Genomic DNA, 21,796 nt, shown 5'->3' with positions numbered 1-21,796 from the left:
GCGGTGGTCCTTGTGTTCCGGCCCCGCCGGGCCGTGGCAGTGCTCTTGCTCTTCGAGGATTCAGGTCCAGGTTTTATTCACCGCGATCGAAGGAGATTCCCGCATGTTATTTCACCGTGTGACACTGTTCACCGCCGCTCGGCGAGCCGCGCTCGCTTTCCTTCTCGTCTTGGTATTTGCAACCCCCTCCGCGGGCCAAACCTTACCCGGAGACAAGAGCGAGGGGGACGGGCTCGCCGGCGAGCGAATCCAATCGCTGCGCGGCGTTCTGCCCAATCAATCCTTCCTCTCCGACGGCGGCGTGGAGTCGATCAACACCGCCAACGGCAACCTGATGCTGAGCATTCCTCTGGGTCAGGTGTTCACGGTCGGTCCCCACATTCGGTACCAGCTCCGGGTCACCAACAACTCGGATGCCTGGGACCACGGCCCGGTGACCCAGCAGAACATCCTCGCGTCGTTGCCCCATCTCAACAGCAATGCCGGTGTCGGCTGGGAGGTGCACTTCGGCCAGCTCTATGCACCTCTGCCGCCGAGCGGATTGGACAACTTGCTGAAGGACACCTGGCCCAACCGCCAGGCGCCGGTCGGCGACCTCAACGATCGCTGGCTTTACGTTTCACCGGACGGTGCGGCGCACTACCTCCACAAACTGCCGGGCTATGACGGCGGCACCGCGCCGGATCGGATCCTGCGCTACAGCAAGGATTCGAGCCAACTCCGGATGCGCCAGCTCGATGCCGACAACATCCTCGTCGAGCATCCCAATGGAGTGGTCTCGCACTTCGAAAGAACCGGAGATCGGCGAGGCACCCTCGGTTGCGGTGGCGGGGTCGACGGCTGCTGGCGCTTCATCAGCATGCGCGACTACTACCAGAACGAGGTCAAGGTCGAGTACTTGGACGCCTCCGGCAAGGAGCGCTGGAAGATCACCGACAGCACCGGCCGGACTCACTCGATCTATTTCCTGCTCGACGCCCAGAGCCGCGGTGGCGGGGATTCCCACCCATCGAGCGGGCTCCGCCTGGACAACGGCGACGAGCTCGGTGACCCGATGCGGTTGGTCGACGAGGTCCACGTTGCGGCGCCCGGCGGCCGAACGGCGATCTACTCCTTCGACTACGACATTCGGACCCTCCAGAGGTCCCGTCCGCACGACCCTTTCGGTTCTCTCGGGCCGGGCTCGTCGACCATCCGGACGCCGCTGCTCAAGAGCATCACCGTACCCGATTCGGAAGGCTACGAAATGAGTTACTACACCGACTTCTTTCGTAGCGGACGTGTCCACCGCATCCAGTTTCCGACCCAGGGCAAGTTCCAGTACGACTACGGAACCTGGCTTTTTCCCACCGCCTGCGTTTACCGAGTGGACCCCACCGCTACCCGGCACTACAGTCGCACCGGCCTGGTCCGCAAACAGCACCTCGATCCCAACAACGCTGTGCTCGCCACCTGGAAGTACTCCACCTCGCTGCATCCGGACGATCCGGGGCCGATCGACGGCCCGGACTGCAAGCGTGCCGACTACCGGCAGACCAACGTCGAAGGGCCGGCGATCGGCGACCGGTACACCTTGAACCGCTTCTTTCACTCCGTGACGATCGGGCCGAAGGTACCGCTGATCACCGATCCGATCGGCGAGTGGCAGGTCACCGATGCCGGCCTGCCCTACACCAAGGACACGAAGATTGGCGACGCCAACGGCAATTACCTTTTCCTGTCCGAGCAGGTTCTCGACTGCACCGAGACCCCCTGCTCCAACGTGGTGCGGGAGAAATACGTCCGCTTTGCCATGTCGTGGCGGACCTGCTCCTTCCACATCGACCAGCGGGATCCCGGCGACTGCTTCCGCATCAACCCGGTGCTGGTCCGCGAACGAACGGTTTTCAACGACGACGGTGGCCGCTGGATTGAACAGCGATACTCCGGGCACGACGGAGCGGGCCATACCCGGACGATGGCAACCATCGACAACTTCACCTCGAGTGAGCGGGTGGTCGAGGAGTACACCGGCTTCAGCGCGACCGGCGGTACCGTCCGGCCAGAGAATGCGACGACCGGCTACATCAGCCTGGGCACTCCGGCCAACTACCTCCCCGGCCGCAACAGTTCCTGGATCCTCTCGCCGTACACCACCAAGCTTCGAACCGACAACGGCAGGACCTACCGGACACAGTACGCCTTCAACTCCAACGGCAGTATCGTCTGCATCCGCAAACGAAAGTTGCCGGACGCAGACGGCCCGCTCGACCTGGTCACCAAGCACCACCTCGGGGACGATGCCGGCGTGGATGCCGGCTTGCCGATCAAAGAGATCATCGCCGGCGGCGAGAATGGCGCCTTGGGCTCCGGGACCTGCGCCGTGCATGGCACCCACGGAACGAATAAGTTCGAGTTCCTCCACGGCTACGAGTTCTCCCGGCTGGCCAGCACCCACATCGCCGGTTTTCCGAACCGCTTCCGTGCCGCTATCGACAAGAACAGCGGTCTTCCCTCGTCCACCTTCAACCCTGCGGACCAGGAGACCGCCTGGAAGTACGATCTCCTGGCGCGGCCGGTGGAGATCTCACCGGAAGCGTCCCTCGGCGAGGCCCAAACGAAGATCGACTATCGAAACCCCGAGGGGGGCGAGGCGAGCGTCTTCATCGAGCGGGTCTTCGGTGGCCAGCGCTACGCCGACGAGCAGTTGGTTTACGACTACTTCGGTCGCCTGCGCCGAGAGATCCAGAGCACTCCGATCGGCCAGGCCGACCCGGGACACTCCGAGCGCGAAACGGTCTATGACGTGCTGGGGCGAGTCACCGCGGTCACCACGGTGCAGCGGGCGGGGCAGGTCAACAATGTCCAGAACACTACTCGCTACCGGGGGCTCGACGCCTTCGGCAGACCGTCGCAGATCCTCCGCGCCGACCAGACCGACGAGCGCCTCTCCTACTCCGGGGTCCGCGAGCTGGAGTCGACGCTCAACCTTCGCACCTCGGAGACCGCGACCGAGGAGGCGGTGACCACCACCACCTTCGACGGGCTGGGCCGGCCCACCAGCATTGACACCCCGGCCTACCTGGTGATCAACAGGTATGACCCCAGCGGCAACGTGGTCGAGGTCGAGCGGCGCGAGGGCGACTTCTCGCAGAAACGTTTCTTCGGCTGGGACAACCGGGGACTGCTGCTGTGGGAGATTCACCCGGAGATCGGCGCGTCGGTCCATAGCGGCGGAATGATCTCGTTCAAGCCCGATGCGCTGGGCAATCCACGGGAGGTGTTCGACGGCCGGATCACGCTCACCCATGAGTACGATGGCGACGGCCGGCTGCTGAAGAAGAGGGAAGGCGCTCGCGTCTGGGAGGAGCACTTCTGGGCCGACGACAACGTCGGCAGCGACTACCGGAAGGGAAAGGTCTACGAGAGCATCCGCCACAACTACCCCGGCGGCGCAGCGGACTGGGCGATCGCCGAGACCTATGTCTACCGGGGCAAAATGGGGCGGATGAGCAAACGCACCACCCAACTTCGGTGGCTCCACAACAACCACCCGTCCAGCATCTTCGCCCACACCTTCGAGCAGGAATGGACCTACAACGTCCTCGGCGAGGTGGTCGAGCAAACCTACCCGACCTGCATCACCACACCGCAGACCGGTCGCCGCTTCTGCAACGACCCGTTCGACGAGCAGGCACCAGCGCATACGGTCACCCGAACCATGGACCAGCGCTTGCCGGTGGCGGTCAGCTCCAGCCTCGGGATGTCGGCGGACTACACCTACCATTGGAACTATCAGCTCTCCGGGGTCGACTACTCGAACGGCGCGTCCACGGAGTTCACCCAGGGGACTCGGGGAATACGACGCCCAGCTCGGATTCGGCACCGGAACGGCAACGGCTTTGTCGTGTTCGACAGTGGAATCTACCGCTATGACGACGCCGGCAACATCTGGGAAATCGGTCCCGACAAGTACACCTACGACAAGGTGAGCCGGTTGACCCGAGGCACCGCCCGCGACCCCTCCCGCTGGGAGGAATACCTCTACGACCCGGCGGACAACTTGGTGCGCATCGAGCGCGAGGACGGCACCGTGGTCCACCACGACATCAACGTCAACAAGAACCGGCGGGTCGGCGAGGAAGGCAGCTCACCGAACACTTTCTACGATGGCGCCGGCAACTTCGACTTCCTGGGTCCGGCGGCCGATCCGTTCTTCGATCTCGACCACGACGGTCTCAACATGATCAGTCGCTTCTACCGCAAGTTGCCGCAGGGGGAGTTTCTGTACGCCTACGCGCCCGGCAACTATCGATTGATCACCATGGACACCTCGACCGGCGATCGCTGGTGGGCTTTCCGGGACACCGATGGAACGATCCTGCGGGAGCACCGGACTCAAGGCTTCGGTCACTACCGGTCTCCCTCCCAGCCGGGCGAGACCTGGGAGTTCCGCAAGGATTATGTCCACGGCCCCGGTGGGTTGATCGCCACCCGCGACGGCAGCGGCGTCCAGCGGTTCTTCCACCAGGATCACGTCGGCTCGCCGCGCGTCGTCACCGATGGGCAGGGAAACCAGGTCGGCGCCCAGGACTACTACCCGTATGGGTCCGAAGCCTTGAGCTGGGGGGCCGAGGATCCGCACTCCAAGTACGCCGGGCACGAGCTCGACAGCCACGGAGTCATGTACTACATGCTGGGGCGAAGCTATGTGCACTCCTGGGGGCGTTTCGCCAACGTCGATCCGCTGCGTAGCGATTGGAACCTCTACGGCTACGCCCGAGCCAACCCGATCAAGTACATCGACCCGACCGGTCGGTCCATCAGCCCGGCAGAGGAAGGCTTGGTGGCCGTTGGATTCACTGCCGTCGGCCTGGCGGCGACCGCTGGAGTGGTGACTTTGACGCCTCCCGTGGCCGTCGCCGTGGGCGCGGGATCGCTGATCCTCGGAGTCGATACGGTAGCCCGCGAGATGATTTACCCGCAGGCCGTTTCGCAGCAGGAGATCAAGGAGACAGCGAAAACCTCCCTCGGCGCGATCGATCAAGGGATGGAACAGACCCGCGGGGAGATTCGTGACGCCGAGGGGCAGTTGAACTTCCTGGCGGCGGAGCAGAGGTCCTTCGAAGCCCATGCGCAAGGCGTCGCCCCCCGGGCGAGCGACCGGGCGACGGTGAACCGGGGGATCTTCTCCGGGGAATTCAACCCCTCGAACGACCTCGCCGGTTCCCGGGAGCGTTCGGCGAGTCAGCAGCAGAGGCTAGAGCGCCAGCGCGGCGCCCTCCAGCGCCAGCAAGACCTCCGGGATCGGGTGGAGCGGTCGGCCAGCGACGCGTTGTTCCAGTAACCGTCGACCCCGGCGCCCTTCGCCGCCGTGCCGCGCACTGAAGGCGCGACGGCGAAGAGGTCGCCTGCCGCCGCTGATCCGGTCGGAATCCCCTGACCGACTTCAGGGAACGCTGCCGCTCCAGGCGCCGACGTCGCCGTCCTCGAAGCCGTCGGCGAAAATCGGCTCGGTCAGCGCCTGCTGGTAGTAGCTCTGCCAAAGGCTCTCGGCGACCGCGAGGTAGCCGGCTGAACTCAGGTGGATGCAGTCGGATTGGAGCGCCATCGCCTCGATGGGGCTCGGCTGGGTAGGGTCGCCAGGCGGCGGGGCGCCATCGCCGACGACGAACTGCATCAGCCCCCAGTGAGGGATCACGTCGACCCGCTCACGCGTCGCGGCGAGGGAGTCGAACTCGTCGCCGAGCGCGAGGCTGGCCTGGTTCAAGGTGGTCGGGTCGGGCTGGTTCATGCCGTTCCAGAGAGGGATGCAGACGAAGGCGAGGATGCGCCCGAGGGACTCGACGAAGTTGGGGTAATCGTAGCCGCTGACCAGGATTTGGAGGTCGGGGTCGAGCGCGAGGGTGTGGTCCACCACCGTGGCGACGTCGGCGACGATGTCGGCGTACAGCGCCTCCGGGTCGAGGATGCCGACGTACCAGCCGTCCGGCTCGCCATTGAGAAAGTCGTTGCCGCCGAGGGTGATCTGGACGATGTCGATGGTCGGGTTCGCAGCCAGCTCGTCGGTGATCAACTGCAGGAGGGCGGGATCAGTCCACTCGGCGGCCGTGCTGCCGGAGATGGCGGTGACCGCGCCCTGCTCGACGAACTCCGGATAGCCGTGCGTGGCGAAGGTCTGGCGCAGCGCCTGGGTTTGCCAGAAGAACGCTGCCCAACTGTCGCCGACCAGAAGCACGCGCGGGGTCTGGGCTGCCACTGGGGTGGCGGTGGCGAGAACGGCCGCGACGGTAACGAAGGCGATTCCGATGGCACGTCCACATTCCATGGGCACGGCCGACGATATCAATCCGCCGCTGTCGGCAAGTAGGCGAACTCACAGCCGCGCCCCTATTTGGCGCCAGCCGAATGCGGCCAGTACGACCGCTAGCAATCCCAGCCCGAACCATCCCAGCGTCGGAATCTCGACGACGCTCGCGACCTCGAATTCCGTGGGATCGCCGAGGTCCGGCGTCATGGGATTGTCGGTCGGTCCGGGGGGCTTGCCGTTGGGAGGGGTGAAGATACCTTGGTTCTCGACGACCTGTCCCGGGATGCCGCCGACGAGGAGGGCTTCGATGAGGATGGTGACGGCCTGCTCGGTGGGGAGGGGGCCGTTCCAGAGGACGGGGTTGGCGGGGATGATGCTGCCGCTGTCGGCGGTGGCGTTGACGAGGTTGAGTTGCGGCGGTAGGAGGTCGACGAATTCGTCTGCCGGGCCGTCGGGGAGGTCGGGGCCGGAGTTGAGGAGGAGGACTTCGTAGAGCACGGTGGAGCCCGGAGTGTGCGGGCCCGTGAGCAGCCGCTTCGAGGCGCAGGCTCGGGGTGGTTGGGGAAAGACCAGGGTCTCTGCGTCGGCGAAGTTGTCGCTCGGGTCGGAGTCGATGGTGCCCGCCGGCGAGGTCACCGCGGCGCTGTTGATCATGCGTCCGCAGAAGCCCGGTCGCAGGGTGGCGGTGACCTGGCAGGTGGCGGTGCCGCCGGCGGCCAGGTCGAGGAGGACGTCGAGGTTGCCGGTGCCGCTTTCTCCGGTGGCGCAGGTCCAGCTCGCCCCGTCGAGGTTGGCGGGTATGGGGTCCGTCAGGCGAAGGTCACGGGTGGGGTCCGGTCCATTGTTGGTGACGGTGAGGTCGTAGACGAGGTCTTCGCCCTCGATGGCGATTGCCGCGTTGACGGTCTTGGCGAGGGCGAGTTGCGCTTGCAGGGCCACCACTTCGACATCGACGGTGCCGGTGTTGTTGGTGGAATCGGGATCGTCGACCGCGGACGAGGTGGTGGCGCTGGCGGTGTTGCTCAAGGTGCCGGTGAAGGTCAACGGCACGCTGCAGTTCGCCGTGTAGATCGTGGTGTCGCCCGCTGGCAGCTCGAGGGTCTGGTCGATGTTGCCGGTGTCGGTGCCGCAGGCACTGCCATCTCCCGAAGTGCAGCTCCAAGTACAGGTCAAAGCCGCAGGAAACTCGTCCGTCACGGTGGCGGAGGGCGCCGAGTCCGGGCCAAGGTTTTGGAGGGTGACGGTGTAGTTCAGGTCGCCGCCGGGAGCGGCCTGCGCGCGGTCCGCCGTCTTGGTGACGCTGAGGTCGGCTTGAAGCGGTGGCGGCGGGCTAACGGTGTCGACATCGGTTGCGCTCTCGTCGCCTGGGGATGCCTCCGTGACGCCGGCCGGGGGTGTCACCGTTGCGGTGTTGGTGAGGGTGCCGGTGGCCGAGGAGTCGATGGCGCAGTCGACGGTGTACTCGACGCTGCTGTCTGCGGGAAGGTTGACGATCTCGCTGATGTTGCCGCTTCTTCCATCGTTGCCGCACGCTGCGTCGCCCGCCGGTTCGCAGGACCAATCGCAAGTCAAGATGGAAGGGAATGCGTCGGTCACCCGGGCGCCTTCGGCGTCGTCCGGTCCAGCGTTGTTGGCGGTGATGGTGTAGGTGGTGGAGCCGCCGGCGGTGACCTGGTCCGTACCGTTGCTTTTGGTGATCGATAAATCGGCGGTCAGTGGCGGGTCGGGGTCATCCGGTCCACCCGGTCCATCCGGTCCACCGGGTCCATCTGGGCCAGGACCATCGGGATCCGGGTCCGGCGCATGCGACCCCGTGACGGCGTCCTCGAAGGCGCAGATCGACCCGGCGTCGCTGCCGCCGTCGTCGTCGCGGTAGGCGCCGGCGAGGGCGGTGGTTTCGGCCACCGCCACCGCGAAACCGAGTTCGTCGCCTGCGCCGGGGGTCGGTGAGACGAGCCGGTAGGGCTCGGTCCAGGTTCCGTTGTCGAGGGTGAAGACGTAGGCGGCTCCGGCGTTGGGCGCGCCGCCATCGGCGAAGCGGGCTCCCGCCACCAGCGAACCGCCGGTCAGGGCGACGGAGATTCCGAACTCGTCACCGGAATTCTGATCCGCGGGTGTCAGCCTGGCTTCCTGCGGCCAGGCGGCGGCTCGGCCGGAAAAGAGGTACACCGCTCCCGCCCCGCCGTCGAGCCGCGCCCCAACCGCCAGGCGGCCGTTCGGGCCCGCCGCCTCGGCGAGGGCGACGGAGGTGCCGAAGAGGCTTCCCGCCGTCCCGTTGAGCTTGGCGGTCTGGGTCCAGGAACCGTCCCCTTGGCGCTCGAATAGGTAGACGGCGCCGGACTGAGCGCCGGCCGGATCGGCGAAGGGAGTGCCCACCGCCAGCCGGCCTCCGGCGAGGGCCAGGCTGAAGCCAAAGCCGTCGCCCACCCGGCCGTCCGCCGCGGTGAGCTTGGTGGTCGCACCGCCGTCGAGATCGAGCACGTAGACCGCGCCGGCGGAGGAACCTCGGTCGTCGTCGCCGGGGGCGCCGGCGGCCACCGTCGAACCGGAGATCGCCACCGCCCGGCCCAGTTCGTCGCGTGCTCCGAGGCCGGTGGGCATCCACTTGGTTTCCTGGCTCCAGCCGTTGGCCCTGCGCAAGACATAGACGGCGCCGGAGGTCGGGCCGGCCTCGTTACGGAAGGGGGCTCCCGCCACCACCCGGTTGCCGGAGATCGCCACCGAGAAACCTAGTTGGTCGCCAGGGAGGCCGTCGGTGGCGGTGACCTTGGCGGTTTGGCTCCAGGTGCCGGCGGAGGAGCGGGAGAAGATGTAGAGGGAACCGGAGTCGGAGCCGAGATCGTCGTCGAGCAGCGAGCCGGACACGGCGGTGGAACCGTCCGCCGCCAGGGCGCAAGCGAAGAGGTCGCCAGGGGCAGCGTCCTCGGCGATGAGCTTGGTACCGGGGGAAGGTGCTCCGGGCCCCTGTCCGAAACCGCCGGCGGGTATGAGAACGGCCGCAATGGTCAAGGCGAGCCCGGCCAGGCGACGGCGCACCGGTCGGTGTGCCCGGGTTACCTCGAAGTCAGACGTCTCGAACTCAGAAGGGTTCCAGTTTCGCATGGCGTGTCCGCGGTTCCTTTCCGGGGATCATTTCTGGGTCAGCACCTCCACCGCGTCCCAGTCGTCCGGCGGCGGATTCTCCCGATAGGCGCGGCAGCGCTCCAGAAAGACCGCCGCCGGACCGTCTTCCGGGTACGCCGCCACCAGCTCGTTGAAGAGGGCCTCGCCGTCCGCGAATCGCTTTTCCCGATAGGCCGCCAAGGCCTCTTCGAATCGTTGCGCTCGTTCCTCGGCCGCGGGCGCAGACGGGCGTTTGGCCAGCAGCTCCCACAAGCTCACCGGCTGGTGCTTGCCCTTGACCTGCACGCGATCGATCTCGCGGAAGAGAAAAGCGTCGTCGCCGGCCTGACGGGCGGTTTCGCCGGAGACGAGGATCTCGGTGCGGTAGTACTTGTTGAGCCCCTCGATGCGCGAACCGAGGTTGACGTTGTCGCCGATCACCGTGTAGTCGAAGACGTCGTCGGAGCCCATGTTGCCGACGGACATCTCGCCGCTGTTGACGCCGATGCCGATACCCACTTCGGAGTCTTCCGGCAGCCGTCCCTCGGCGATCCAGCGGCCGTTGAGGCGGTCGAGTTCTTCGGCCATGGTGAGGGCGGCGGTGCAGGCGCGGCGGGCGTGATCTGCTTGAGCGACGGGTGCACCGAAGAAGGCCATCAGAGCGTCGCCCATGTATTTGTCGAGGGTGCCGCCGGTGTCGAGCACCAGGCGGGTCATTGGCGTGAAGAACTCGTTGAGCACCCGCACCACCTCTTCGGAGTCGAGCCCTTCGGCCAGGGTGGTGAAGCCGCGAATGTCCGAGAACAGCACCGTCAACTCGCGGCTTTCACCGCCCAGTTTCGGTTCCTGGTCGGGATCCGCCAGCATCTCCTCGACCACCGCCGCCGAGACGTAGCGCTGGAAGGTGCGGCGGATGTGTCGGGCTCGCCGCTCCACCGCGCCGACCTGAAAGCGCAGCACGCCGACCAGAGCGATGCCGCCGGCCAGCACCGGCGGCACCACCTGTAGGTGCCAGCCGGCGATGCGAAAGGTGAGGTGGCAGGCGACGGGCCAGGCCAACACCAGCAGGATGGCGAGCAACGAGGCGACGAAGTAGTGGTCGGAGCGGGCGATCAGCCAGGCCACTAGCGGGCCGATGAGGAGCAGCGCCGCCAGCGATAGGCCGTACTGGACGGCGGTGTCCTGGAGGTAGCTGCCGTTGAGCAGGTTGTCGGCGGCAGTGGCGTGCACCTCCACGCCCGGCATTTCGGCGCCGAAAGGGGTGGCGGCGACGTCGCCGATGCCGGTTTCCGTGGCGCCCAGGAAGATCAGCTTGCCGGCCAGCATCGCCGGCTCGATGGTGCCGGCGAGGACGCCCGCCGCCGAGTGGGTGGCCACGGTCCCCGCTCCGCCGCGATAGTTGATCCACAACCGGCCGGCCTCGTCGGCCCGCACCCTTCGCGCGCCGATGCGGATCTCCGGCAGGCCGCCCGGGCGCCGCCGCAGTTCGAGGTCCGAGTCGAGGTAGCGCGCCACCGCCGCCAGGGCCAGCGCCGGGTAGTAACCGCCGGCGTGAGCGTTGACCAGCTCGTAGTGACGCTGCACCCCTTCGCGGCGCTCGTGGGAGAAGAACCCCTGGGCCGCCGCCGCCTCGACGAAGTCCGGCAGGTTGGGTTCTACCCGCGGTCGGTCCGGTACCGGAAAGCCCTCGCCGAGCACCCGTTGGAAGGACCAGCCGGCGAGCGGATTGCCAGAGGTGGGCTCGGCCGATGGGGCATAACAGGCGAGGGGCGCGGGATTGGAGAACGGAGCGGATCCGCTGGCCGCCGGTGCCGGCTGGCGGCGGAAGAAGTAACCGAGGACGACGTTTCCGCTGCGCTCGAAGGCGTGGGCCAGCGCGTCATCCTCGGCGGATAGATCGACCCCCGGCGGTGAGCGGGTGGGCTCCGAGAAGACGATGTCCATCGCCACCACGCTGGCGCCGGCTTCGCTCAGCCGGTCGATCAATGCTGCGATGCAGGTGCGCGGCCAAGGCCAGCGGCCGAAGAGATCGATGCTCTCGCTGTCGATGGCGACGATCGCCACCCGCTCATCCGCCGGTTGCGGACCGCGCAGGCGCATCTGGAGATCGGTCACCACCGCCTCGACGGGATCCAGCACCCGGCTGAGTTCGAGACCCAGAACCAGCAGCGAGGCCGCGACGCCCAGACCTAAGGCGACGCGCAAGGGGTCAGTCTCCTTGTGGTGGAAGACGCTTTCGAAGGTCGTCGTAGACGTCGCGACGGTGCCCGATCCGCAGAATCCACACCTCGTCGGTGCGTAGCGCGAAGATCAGTCGCCAGGGACCGATCCGTAGGGACCACAACCCGGCACGGGTGTAGGCCAAGGGCTTGGCGAACTGTTCGGGATGGGTGCCGAGCTTGCGCTCGATGGCGGTCTTTACCCGACGACGACTCGAGCCGTCGAGTCGAGGAATGTCGCGGGCGATGACCCTGGGATGGTAGCGGAGGCGAGGGTTCGCCATGATGCGGGACTCTAGTCCCCCCAAGCCTCCTCGTGGGAGAAAGCTTTCCGAGGGTCGAAGCTCGCCAGGCGTTCCTCACCTTCGCGTGCCCAATAGCGATCTTCTTCCTCGTTGCGGAAACTCATTAGCACTTCGCGAACGAGCAGTGAGACGGACCGTCCCTCGGACTCGGCGCGGCGGCGTAGCCACTCGGCCAGTTCGTTGTCGATCACTGCGGAGACTCTTGGGTTGGCGGCGGGCATAGTGGATGAAGTGTAGCACAAGTGCAGCACCTAGCCGTTGGGCTTGTTGGATGGTGCCGGTGGATCCGGTGGTCGCTGGGGCTCGCTCTGCCGGACGGTGACACCCGTTGGCGGCGGGACGTCGCGGCCGGGTGGAAGCTGTTCGCCTTCGGTGAAGGTCGGCGAGTCGTCGAGGGCATCTTCGCCGGGTGGGTTGAAGATCGGCGGCAGTACCCGGACGGCGGCGACGCCGGTGGCCGGGTCGAAGGGGGTGGGGCCGGTGGCGGGAAGGCCGCTGGCGACCGTGGAGAGCTCACCGGCGGAAACCGTCACCGCTTCGCCGCCGGCCTTGGACTGCACTTCGACCACCCCTTCCGTCACCCACACGACGGTGTCGCCGGACGGCGCCACGTCGACGGTGAGGACGGTGCCTTTGATCCCAATGGTCGCCGTTGGCGTATCGATCTCCACCTCACCCCGGAAGGCGCTCGACAGCGCCAGCCGGATCTTGCCCAGAAGGAGCGAAAGACCCGACTCGGTGGCGCCGGTGGCCGCGTCGACGGTGTTGCGATCCACCACCAGCCGCGCTTCGGGGCCGAGCTGTAGCGATCCGGCCGGCTCCAGGGTCATGCGTGCGCCGGCGGCGCGGCCGCTTTCGAGAACGGTGTTGAGAACCACCCCGTCGCCCACCGCTATCGCTGCCGGTGAACCGCCGGGCGGGGTGCCGGTGACCTCGCGGATGACCTCGATCATGGTGCCCACGGCCTCACCGACTTGAGCGTCGGCGCGGACGGTCAGGCCGGGGACCGACAGGAGCGCCATCAGCACCACCAAGACGGATGCGCGACCGGCTCCGCGGCGGAGGGAAGAAAGACCCGTCATGATGCACCTCCTGGCTGGAAGAACCAGCGAAAGCCCACGGTGACCACCGTGCGCTCGTAGTCGAAGTCGAAGAATTGCTCGGCCACCGGGCCGAGGTCGGCATCGCGATCCGTCCGCGAGCCGCGCCCGACGAGCAAGAGACGCGGGGTGAGCGCCCAGGACACGACGGCGGAGAACCCCGTCTTGGTGTCCTCGCGGATCTCGTCGACGGGAAAGATGAAAAACAGCGGGTTGGACTCGATGGCGTCGAAGTCGATCGTCTCGTAGGAACCGCTCAGTCCGAGGGTCCAGCGGTCCGACAGCGGCAGGGCGAGTTCGGCGCGGCCGCGGGTGTGGGAGGCGTCGAAGGTCGCCCCAGCGTCCCGCTCGCCGACCGCCGCCGCCAGCCGCAGGTAGCGGTTGCGGGGGCCGAGATAGAAGGTCTGTTCGACTTCTACCTCGGTGGTGGTGCCGCTGGCTTCGAAGGCGCCGCTGCCATCGTTTTCGAAATCCTCGTCAGAGGTTGCCACCGCCAGGCGGGTGGTGCCCGTCGCCCCTTGGCGCCAGAAAACCGAGGCGGCGAGGCGGGTGGTGGTCACAAAGGCGACGCTGTCGAGTTCGTCTTCGGCCACGCCACCCTGTAGCAGCAGGGCGAAGCGGCGATGGCCGATCGGCACTCGGGTGGCGCCCAGGGGACTGCCCAAGAAGCCCGCCGGATCGCCGCCCCAGGCGAGGTGAGCGGTGCCGGCGAGGCGGGTGAAGTCGAGAAAACCGAATTCGTCGAAGGACGCCTGGTTGGCGCCGAAGGCCAAGCCGAGGGTCCAACCACCGGCGCTCCGCACGGGGCGCAGATCGAATCGCGCTCCGAGCTGTGTCACTCGGTCCGACTCCGCTCCTTGCACCACCCGCCCATCCGGCGCGAAGGCGAACACCCCATCGGCGACGAGCAGCGGATTGGAATCGTCACCCCAACTGCCGCGCACTTCCAGTTCCCAGACCGGCAGTTCGCCGAAACGGGAGAATCCGCTGAGGACGGGGGCCGGCGGAGCGGCGGACGAGGCGTCGCGGCCGGCGGCGAGGTCGCGGGCGCGATCGAGATCCTGCCGCAGGCGCTCGGGAGTGACCGCCGGCGGCCGCTGCGAGTCGCGGGCGGCGGTCAGCTCGCTTTCCGCCCGGGCGCCGTCGCCGGCCGCCAGCAGGGCGAGACCCAGCCAGTAGCGGGCGGTGCCGTCCTCGGGGTCGGCGGCCGCCGCTTCGGACAGCCGCTCGACCGCTTCTTCGGTGTCGCCACGATGGTAGGCGGCCACACCGAAAGCAAAGGCGACTTCAGCGTCCGCCCCTTTAGCTTTCGCTGTTTGGGCGACGGCCGGTCCGCTGGCGGCGGCCGCCACTACGACGCATATCAGCGCAATCAGAATCCATCCGGCTCGGCGGCATGGCGGCGGGTGGGGGGTCGCTCGGTCGTTCATCTCAGCTCCCGGACTTCGGCGGCGAAACGCTGGGTGAGCGTCGCGAACCGGTTGGGGTCATAGGCGGCGCGCGACTGCACCGCGCGGTCCATGGCATCGAGGCTCGCCACCAGGCCGCTCGACTCCACCAGCTCCGGCCGGCGCGCGATCAGCTCGCTGACCAGGGTGTTGCAGGCGAGGAGGGTCTGGGCGGCGGTGTCGTAGTCCGGCGCCGAGGGGTCCGCCACCTTCGCCAGCAGGGCGATCAGCCGCGGCTCGTCCCACGGGCCGGCGAGGAGCGGCTCGTCGAGGCCGGCGAGAGCGGCGGCGGCGGCCCTCGCCCCGTCGGCGACCTGCCGCGGCGGAGTACCGAAGCGCTCGACGACGCCGGACACCGTCGCCATGCGGCGGTCCAGCTCGGCCAGTCGGCCCGGTGCGGTGGCGGAGACGATCGGCCGAAGTACCGCCCAGCGAGCCGGGCTCCAGCGCGGCAGGCCAACTCTCCGGCGGTCCGTCACCGGCTGCCGCCAGCGTTCCTCGGCCAGGGAGTGGTGGCAGTCGCCGCAGGAGAGCTCCGCAAACTCCGGCCAGTTGCCTGCGGCGGCGCGTCCGGCGATCAGCTCCAGCCCCCGGCGCAGGGTTTCCACCTGGCCGACCGCCCAGGCGGCGGCGCCGTGGCTCGAGAGCATCTCGTCGCCGCGCGCCGGGTCGGAGCGCCCTCCGGCCGGCGCCCAATGGGCCGGCATCGCCGCGGCGTAGTTGTCGAGCTCGAACACCAGGGCCGGATGACCGGCGGCGATCAGCTCGTGATCGACGGTGCGGTCGGCGGAGCCCAGGTGGCAGTCCAGACAGACTCCGGCGCGCACCGCCGGCTGACGCAGATCGATCATCCCGGCGGCCACCGAGTCGGCGTGGCTCCAGCCCTCGGAGCGGTGCCCTTCGAGCCAACCGCTCGCCGGTCCATGGCAGCTCTCGCAGGTGATCCCGTCCTCGATCTCCAAGCGCCGTGCCGCTTGCTCCGGCTGCGGGGTGAGGGCGTGGCAGTCGAGACAGCGCTGGCTTTCATGGGCCCGACCGCCGCGGAGATTCCGCATGATGATGCGCGAGCGCTCGTCGAACAGCACGTTGTAGGCCTGGGCGTGGCGGTCCTCCTGCAGCCAGGTGTAGTACTCGTTCTGCAACACGCCGAAGTTGCTCAAGGGGCGGGTGCTGCCGTGGCAGGTGGAAGAAGCACAGGTGGCGACGCCGACATAGAACCCGGCGGTGGGCGCTGCGGTCCCCGTCGCGGCGGGCATCTCGGTGTTTGGCGCGGGATCCGGCGGCGGCGCCCCTTCCTGGGAAGAGCTGAGCGGCGCGATCGCGAGGGACGCGACCAGCCCGACGAAGCCGATGGAGAGGACGGACAACGGGCTCGATCGGGTCATCGTTCGCTCCTTGCCGGTGCGGCGGCGGAGTCGCTGCCGGCGGCTTCACTTTCGTCATCGGCAGCCTCTTCTCGGTCCACCGGGCGGTCCTCGACGGTGTACGGTTTGCCGTCCTTGAGGTAGAGGCGCTGCATCTCCTCCAAGTTGAAGGGCCGCGCCCCGATGCGGTTGAAGACGCTCACCTGGTGGCCCGTTTCGTCCACCGCCCGGTCCCGGTCGAGGCCGCGAGACAGAGCCAGGGCCGGGCCGTGGGTGTGGTGCTGGGCGATCAGCTTTGGCGCCGGCCGCGGGCTGAATCCGAGGAAGCCGGGCACCGTGTCCGGCGAGGTGAGCTGGAGCACCTTGAGGCCGCCGGCGCCGTCGGCGATGTAGGCATAGAGGCTGGCGTTGGTGGCGCCGACCTGGACGTCGCGCACGTCCGTCAGTCCGTCGCGCACCCACTGCTCGACCCGCGGCGCCTCCGGGCGTTCGATGTCGACGATTGCCAGGCCCTCCTCGCCGGCGGCGACGTAGGCGTAGGTGCGGGCCAAGTAGACATTGTGGGCGGCGCCGACGTCCGGCGCGCGGGCGGCCAGGCGCGGCTGGCGCGGGTCGGTGATGTCGATCACCGCCAGGCCGTCCCCATCGGTGACGAAGGCGTAGCGGAATTGCACCGCCACGGCGGTGGGTCGGCGGAGGCCGTCTTCGACCACCGCCGCCACCTGCGGCGCCAGCGGGTCGGCGAAGTCGAGGACGATCAGGCCTCGGTCGGCGGCGGCGTACACCCAGGTGCCGGCGACGGTCACCGCCTCGGTGCCGTCGAGCAGGCCGTCGGGGTTGTAGGTCAGCGCCCGCTCCAGGAAGTTGTTGCGCGGCTCGCCGTCCGTCAGGGTGGCTACATCCACCAGGATCAGCCCCTCCTCGCGGTCGCCGACGAAGGCATAGCGATAGATCGGGTGGATCGGCTGCTCGCGGTTCTCGGGCCCCGGCGTGCGGTTGAAGGCCATCGGCATGTTGGTGGGCAGGGCTATCGTTGCGGCGTCGCGGGTGGCGACGTGGGTGTCTTGGCCGAGGGGCGACACCGGGGCGGTGACGATGCGCTCGGAGAAGTCTTCGTTGTCGATGTTGGCGACGTCGTAGACCTCGAAGCCGCCGGGACCTTGGGCGGTGAACAGGTATTCGCCGCGCAGTTGGAGGTCCTGCACCTCGCCACCGCCGTGATGGTGGTGGGCCTCTTTGAGCTCGCCGTCACGCCCTTCGTGCCCGGCGTGGAAGTCCGGGTAAGCGAGGCGGTGGAGGTAGCTGCCGATCACCGCCTGCGGCTCCTCCCATTCGGTGACCGCCACCGCTTCGATGCCCTTCTCGCCCAGCCCGAGCCAGGCGAAGCGGCCGATGAAGTTGACGAAACCGGTGCCCTGGGTGAGGAGCTGCGCCATCCAGGCATTGTTGTCGCCGGCCGCCGACAGGTGGCAATCGCTACAGCCCTTGGTCTCGCCGGCGCCGCGCACCGTGTGCGGGACGTGCGGGTTGAAGGCTTGGCTCGAAAAGCCCGGCCGCGAGATCGGCGGCTGCTGAACGTAGAAGCGCTTGCGGTTGCCGTTGGTGGACGACAGCACCAGGGCGCTCGACGAGCGCACCGGCATGATCTTGTTGCTCTGGCTGTCGCCGCCGATTCCCAGCATGTAGGCGTCGGTGCGGATGACCTGCGGGTTGTAGGAGGCGTAGTTGCGGCTCTCGGCCCCTTCGTAGCGGATCGACTCCGAGCGCACGTTGGCCTCCTGCGGCAGGTGGCAGCCGAAGCAGTTGGTCACCCACGAGGAGTGGCAGGCGTAGCAGGTCATCGAGGAGCTATCGTGGGCCAGCTCGCATTTGTCGCCCTCGCCCTCGCGGTCCGCCCGCAGCGCTCCCGCTGTCGCCAGGGTGCCGTCGCGCTGGAGCAGTTTGGCGCGTTCCGCAGCCGCGCTGTAGCGTGGGTGGCCGGGGGTCACCGTGTCCACTACCTGCGGCACTTCCCATTCGCGCCCCGGTTCGAGCATCGAGCGCTGGAGGAGAACGGCGCCCCCGCCGCCGCTTTCGTCACCGCGGCTGTCGCCGGCGCGCCAGCGGAAGCGCCGTTCGCCGCCGGGGGTGACGGCGGCGGCCAGGTCGGTGCCCCCCGGCGGCGCCGCCGGGCCGGAGGTGGTGAGGCTGGCGCGGCCGTCGACGGTGCCGTGGCAGTCCTCGCAGCCGATCTCGATCGCCGCGCCGTACTCGCCGTACAGGTTGCCGTCGCCGTGGACGTCCTGGGAGAAGTGGCAATCGACGCAGTGCATGCCGCGTTGGAGGTGGATGTCTTTCAAGTGGACGGCGCGGCGGAAGCGGTCCGCATCATCGAAGGGCACCACTTCGCCGGCCTCGTCGAGCAGCCGGCCGGCGCGGTCGCGCTTGAAGACGGCGCGGAAGATCCAGCCGTGGCCGTGATAGTCCGCGAACTGAGTGTGCTCTAGCTCTGGGTTGAGCTCCGAGACCGCCGCCAACACCTCCGGGTCGTTCCATAGACCGCGCACCACGGCGCCCTCGGGGTTGGCGGCGAGGGCGGTGCGCCGCTCCGCCGGAGTGGGGTAGCGCTGCTCCTCCGGCCACAGGTTTTCGCCGTCCGTCTCGTAGTCCCACATGGTGTAGCCGAGGAAGGTGTTCAAGAAGGCGTTCGGCTGGTGCATGTGGCAGCTCATGCACTGGCTTGTGGGCACGGCACGGGTCAGCCGATGGCGCAAGGGGTGGCCGCTCTCGCCCTTGGGGATCGCCGGGTCGCCGCTCGCGCTCTCGCCGAGGTGACCCCTCCCCGCGTAGGCCCCGGAATGCACCGGGTCACGGTCGTTGGCGTAGACCAGGTGACAGGCGGCACAGCCGCTCGACCGGAAGTCGCCGGGGTGGTCGTTGGTGCCGAGGAAGGACAGGTGCGGATCATTCAACCGCGTCTTGTGCAGGTTGATCAGCGCCGGGCTGATGCGCAGGCCGGTGCCGCGGCCGCGGTTCGAAAGGCGGATGTCCGGCCGGCCGGGATCCTCGAAGGGCGGCGGATTGCCGATCTCCGGAAAGGCCGAGGGCTGGATCAGGCCGCCGCGCTCGAAGGCCCGGAAGTACTCTCCCGGCTGGACGATCTCCCAGCGCGGCAGCGGCAACAGGAAGGGCAGTGCGTTGGGATTCTCTGGGTCCGGTCCCAATGGCGAGTTGGCGACGATTCGTTGCGCTTCGCCGGCCCGGCCGTAGCTCTCGCCGAGGATTGCCGCCTTGCCCGGCAGAATGCCGTTGGCGTAGGCCGCGGCGGCCCAGAAGATCGAGCTGGTCGCCATCGGGCTCCTGCGGACGGCGTCGACCAGCGGGCCGTGGCAGGGGGCGCACACCTCCGGCGCCACCCGCAGGTCCGCCGGGTTGACGAAGCGGACCAGTTCCGGTGACGCCTCATTGAGCAGGGTGTAGGAGCGCACCGGATTGGCGGAGGAGGGCGTGCCGTCCGACCGGCGGGGCCAGCCTGCCGGATAGGTCACGCCGTGGGCGCGCTCTCGGGCCTTGCCGTAGGCGGCGCGCTCAGGCCCGCCGGCGGCCGGGCGGAGAATCGCCGCGTCGCCGCCGTGGCAGTCGGTGCAGCCGAGCTGGACGGCCTCCGAAGCGTGCATCTTCTCGATCCCGCCGTGGCAGGTCAGGCAACCCCGGCTCTTGGCGGCGGCCGCCTCGCGGCTCTGGACGAAGAGGACGGACGGCGGAGTCGGCGGCGGCTCGTTGGCCCGAATCGGACCGCTCGGTTGGAGCGACAGGGTCGTCGCCAGGAGGCCGCCAAGAAGCAGCAGCGCGGCGAAGGGAACGGCGAAGGGAACGGGCACCCGGACGAATCCCGGCGCGGCTCCGGTCCGGGGCGGGGAGGAACGGCGATCGTCGCGCATCAGAAGGTCAGGGTGAGGTTGGTGAAGGCGAGGTAGAGGGCGTCATCGGACTCGTAGATGTCCTCGAAACCCTGCCCGGGCAGGAAGGCGGCCACGCCGGTCAAGAGCACGACGTTGTTATTCAGGAAGGGCCGCCAGCGGGCACCGACGGAGAGGTCCCAGCCGATCTCCTCGTCGATCGGCGCCTGGAAGAGGAGGAGTTCGAGGGTCTCGGTGGTGTCGAAGCGCAGGTAGTTGGCGGTGACGATCGCCTTCAGCTCGGGGGTGAGTTCGAGATCCAGGCCGGCGCTGCCGAGAACCAGGCCGGGATTGACGAAATTGGGCTGGCCCTCTTCCTTGGAGGTCTTGAGCGACGGCAGCAGGCTGCCGCGGCTGACCAGCGATGTCCCGGTGCCGGCGAGGCGAATGCCGAGGCGATTCCAGAAGGAGAAGCCGCCACCAGCGAAGGCCGGGTTGTCGAAGATGGCGTCGAAGCCCTCGGCGTCCCGATCCACCGGATCGTTGTCGCCGGAGGCGTAGAGGAGGGAGAACTTTGGGCGGTACCAGTTGCGGTCGATGGAGAATTCGACGGCGCCGAACAGGGCCTCGATGTCCACATCGTCCCGGCGGCCGAGGATGTCCTCGCCGGCGATCGGATTGAGGGAATCATCGCCGGTGACGTAGTAGAGGGCGTGGTCGATATTGAGGCGGCCGGCGTGGCCGAAGCTGGTCCAGCCCAGGTAGTACGCCTCGATCTCATGCGGCGTCGCCGAGCCCACCGGATCCGGCCGGGCGAGGAAACCGTTCCGGTCGAAGAACAGGCTCGGCTCGTCGCGCAGATAGTGCACCGACCACTGATGGGTCCAGCCCGGGGCGAAGGTGTCCTGGCGGTAGAGATTGGCCACCGCCACCTGCTGATCGCGCCATTCGTTGATCAGGTTGAGGCCGCTGTTGGTGTCCTTCTCCAGCCGCTCGGCGAAGTAGAGGTTGTACTGGTAGCGGTTGCTGGCGGCGTTGCCGAAAAGGCGGGCGGCGAGGTTGGTGTCGGTGTAGACGAAGCCGCGGAAATCGCTGGCGAAGGGCTGGATGCCGATGCGCGCCGACAGGAAGTCGTAGCTGGTCGAAAGGTCGGCCAGCTTCTTCTCGAAGAACAGTTCCTGCAGCGAGCCGCGGCCGTCGGTGCGGTCGGTGCCCCGCCGGACGTCCGGCTTGACCACCGCGTTCTCCTGCGTTTCCAGGTGGTTGACGTTGCCCACCAGCGTCGCCTTGATCCGCCAATCGAAGGGTTTGAAGGCTGTCGCCCCCTTGAACAGCTCGGCCGACAGCACCACGTTTTGATTGACGAACAGCTGCCCTTCCTCGCCGAAGAAGTCGATCGATCCCGGCTCCGCCGCCGACACCCCGCTCGGAGTTGGCAGGGTCATTCCCTGCACCAGCGTGTCCGAGATGCCGGTGAGCACCAGGAATACGTCCTGGCCGAAAATCGGCAGGTCACCCTTGAGGACGTTCTGGTTGTAGGGATCCCAGCGCGAGCCGGTGGCCGATAGCTCATAGGGCGGCGGCACCACCCGCCAGCGGTCCGTGAAGGCCTGGAAATCATCCACCGCCGGCCGGTAGGGCGGTGCGTAGTCCACCGGAGGGGCCACCAGCGGTCGGCGCGGCAAGCCTTCCTCCGGCTGCACCACCAGGCGCGCCGAGGCCTCACCGGTCGCCCCGTCCGGTCCGGTCACCTGCACCTCGACCAGATACCCACCGGCCGCCATCTCCTCTGGCCACATCAGTCGCCACTCGCCCCGCTCACCGACCTCCGTCGAGTGCACCGCCCCGTCAATTTCCACCTCCACCAGCGACCCCGCCGGAGCATCCGTCGTTCCCTCCACCACCGGCTGCACCGACCGGCTGAACAAAGCCCGGCTCTCGTTGACCTCGACCCGAACCTTCCCCTGCGCCGATATCCCCATCGGCACGATGAGCCCCACCACCCAGATCAAGACCACCCAGGAGCGAGAACGGGGTACCGATGTCGAAGAGGGAAGAGGCTCCCCGATGGAGCGACTTGAGCACGGGCGA

General features: G+C 68.0%; 11 protein-coding genes. 1 reads left to right on the top strand and 10 read right to left on the bottom strand.

Translation table 11 applies throughout. From position 1 onward, the window contains the following. Positions 1-103 precede the first annotated feature (103 nt). Positions 104-5,326: an RHS repeat-associated core domain-containing protein gene (locus AAF481_17545; GenBank protein MEM7482983.1), complete on the top strand. Its 5,223-nt coding sequence runs from the start codon at positions 104-106 to the stop codon at positions 5,324-5,326. Between the two features lie 102 nt (positions 5,327-5,428). On the opposite strand, the gene AAF481_17540 is transcribed toward AAF481_17545, so the two are convergent. Genes AAF481_17540 through AAF481_17495 form a run of 10 tightly spaced genes read right to left on the bottom strand, consistent with a single transcriptional unit; the run spans position 5,429 to position 21,723 of the window. Further along, positions 5,429-6,307 (bottom strand): SGNH/GDSL hydrolase family protein, encoded by an 879-nt coding sequence (locus tag AAF481_17540; protein MEM7482982.1) that lies wholly within the window; start codon positions 6,305-6,307, stop codon positions 5,429-5,431. A 48-nt stretch (positions 6,308-6,355) separates the two neighbouring features. Next, on the bottom strand, positions 6,356-9,391 hold the full coding sequence (locus AAF481_17535; protein ID MEM7482981.1) for a hypothetical protein: 3,036 nt from the start codon (positions 9,389-9,391) through the stop codon (positions 6,356-6,358). A gap of 27 nt (positions 9,392-9,418) precedes the next feature. Next, positions 9,419-11,596 carry an adenylate/guanylate cyclase domain-containing protein gene (locus AAF481_17530; protein ID MEM7482980.1) on the bottom strand — a complete coding sequence of 726 codons (2,178 nt, stop codon included), beginning with the start codon at positions 11,594-11,596 and terminating at the stop codon, positions 9,419-9,421. Positions 11,597-11,600: 4 nt separating this feature from the next. Beyond that, positions 11,601-11,894 (bottom strand): type II toxin-antitoxin system RelE/ParE family toxin, encoded by a 294-nt coding sequence (locus AAF481_17525; GenBank protein ID MEM7482979.1) that lies wholly within the window; start codon positions 11,892-11,894, stop codon positions 11,601-11,603. An 11-nt stretch (positions 11,895-11,905) separates the two neighbouring features. After that, positions 11,906-12,106, bottom strand: coding sequence for an antitoxin, RHH family protein (locus tag AAF481_17520; GenBank protein MEM7482978.1), 201 nt, complete (start codon positions 12,104-12,106; stop codon positions 11,906-11,908). Between the two features lie 60 nt (positions 12,107-12,166). Beyond that, a complete protein-coding gene (locus AAF481_17515) occupies positions 12,167-12,997 on the bottom strand; it encodes a FecR family protein (protein MEM7482977.1) in 831 nt (276 codons plus the stop codon). Continuing rightward, the gene (locus AAF481_17510; protein MEM7482976.1) at positions 12,994-14,445 is read right to left on the bottom strand and encodes a tetratricopeptide repeat protein; all 1,452 of its coding nucleotides are present in this window, start codon (positions 14,443-14,445) and stop codon (positions 12,994-12,996) included. Before AAF481_17510 ends, AAF481_17515 begins: the two co-directional genes overlap by 4 nt. Then, positions 14,442-15,848: a multiheme c-type cytochrome gene (locus tag AAF481_17505; GenBank protein ID MEM7482975.1), complete on the bottom strand. Its 1,407-nt coding sequence runs from the start codon at positions 15,846-15,848 to the stop codon at positions 14,442-14,444. Before AAF481_17505 ends, AAF481_17510 begins: the two co-directional genes overlap by 4 nt. Next, the gene (locus AAF481_17500) at positions 15,845-19,687 is read right to left on the bottom strand and encodes a hypothetical protein (protein ID MEM7482974.1); all 3,843 of its coding nucleotides are present in this window, start codon (positions 19,685-19,687) and stop codon (positions 15,845-15,847) included. The genes AAF481_17505 and AAF481_17500 overlap by 4 nt, the downstream gene beginning before the upstream one ends. A gap of 59 nt (positions 19,688-19,746) precedes the next feature. After that, positions 19,747-21,723 (bottom strand): hypothetical protein, encoded by a 1,977-nt coding sequence (locus AAF481_17495; protein MEM7482973.1) that lies wholly within the window; start codon positions 21,721-21,723, stop codon positions 19,747-19,749. Positions 21,724-21,796 lie beyond the last annotated feature (73 nt).

The sequence above is a fragment of the Acidobacteriota bacterium genome, assembly GCA_039030395.1.
GTDB lineage: Bacteria > Acidobacteriota > Thermoanaerobaculia > Multivoradales > JBCCEF01 > JBCCEF01.
The sequence above is the reverse complement of the archived record's forward strand: the minus strand, read 5'-3'. Positions and strand labels throughout refer to the sequence as shown.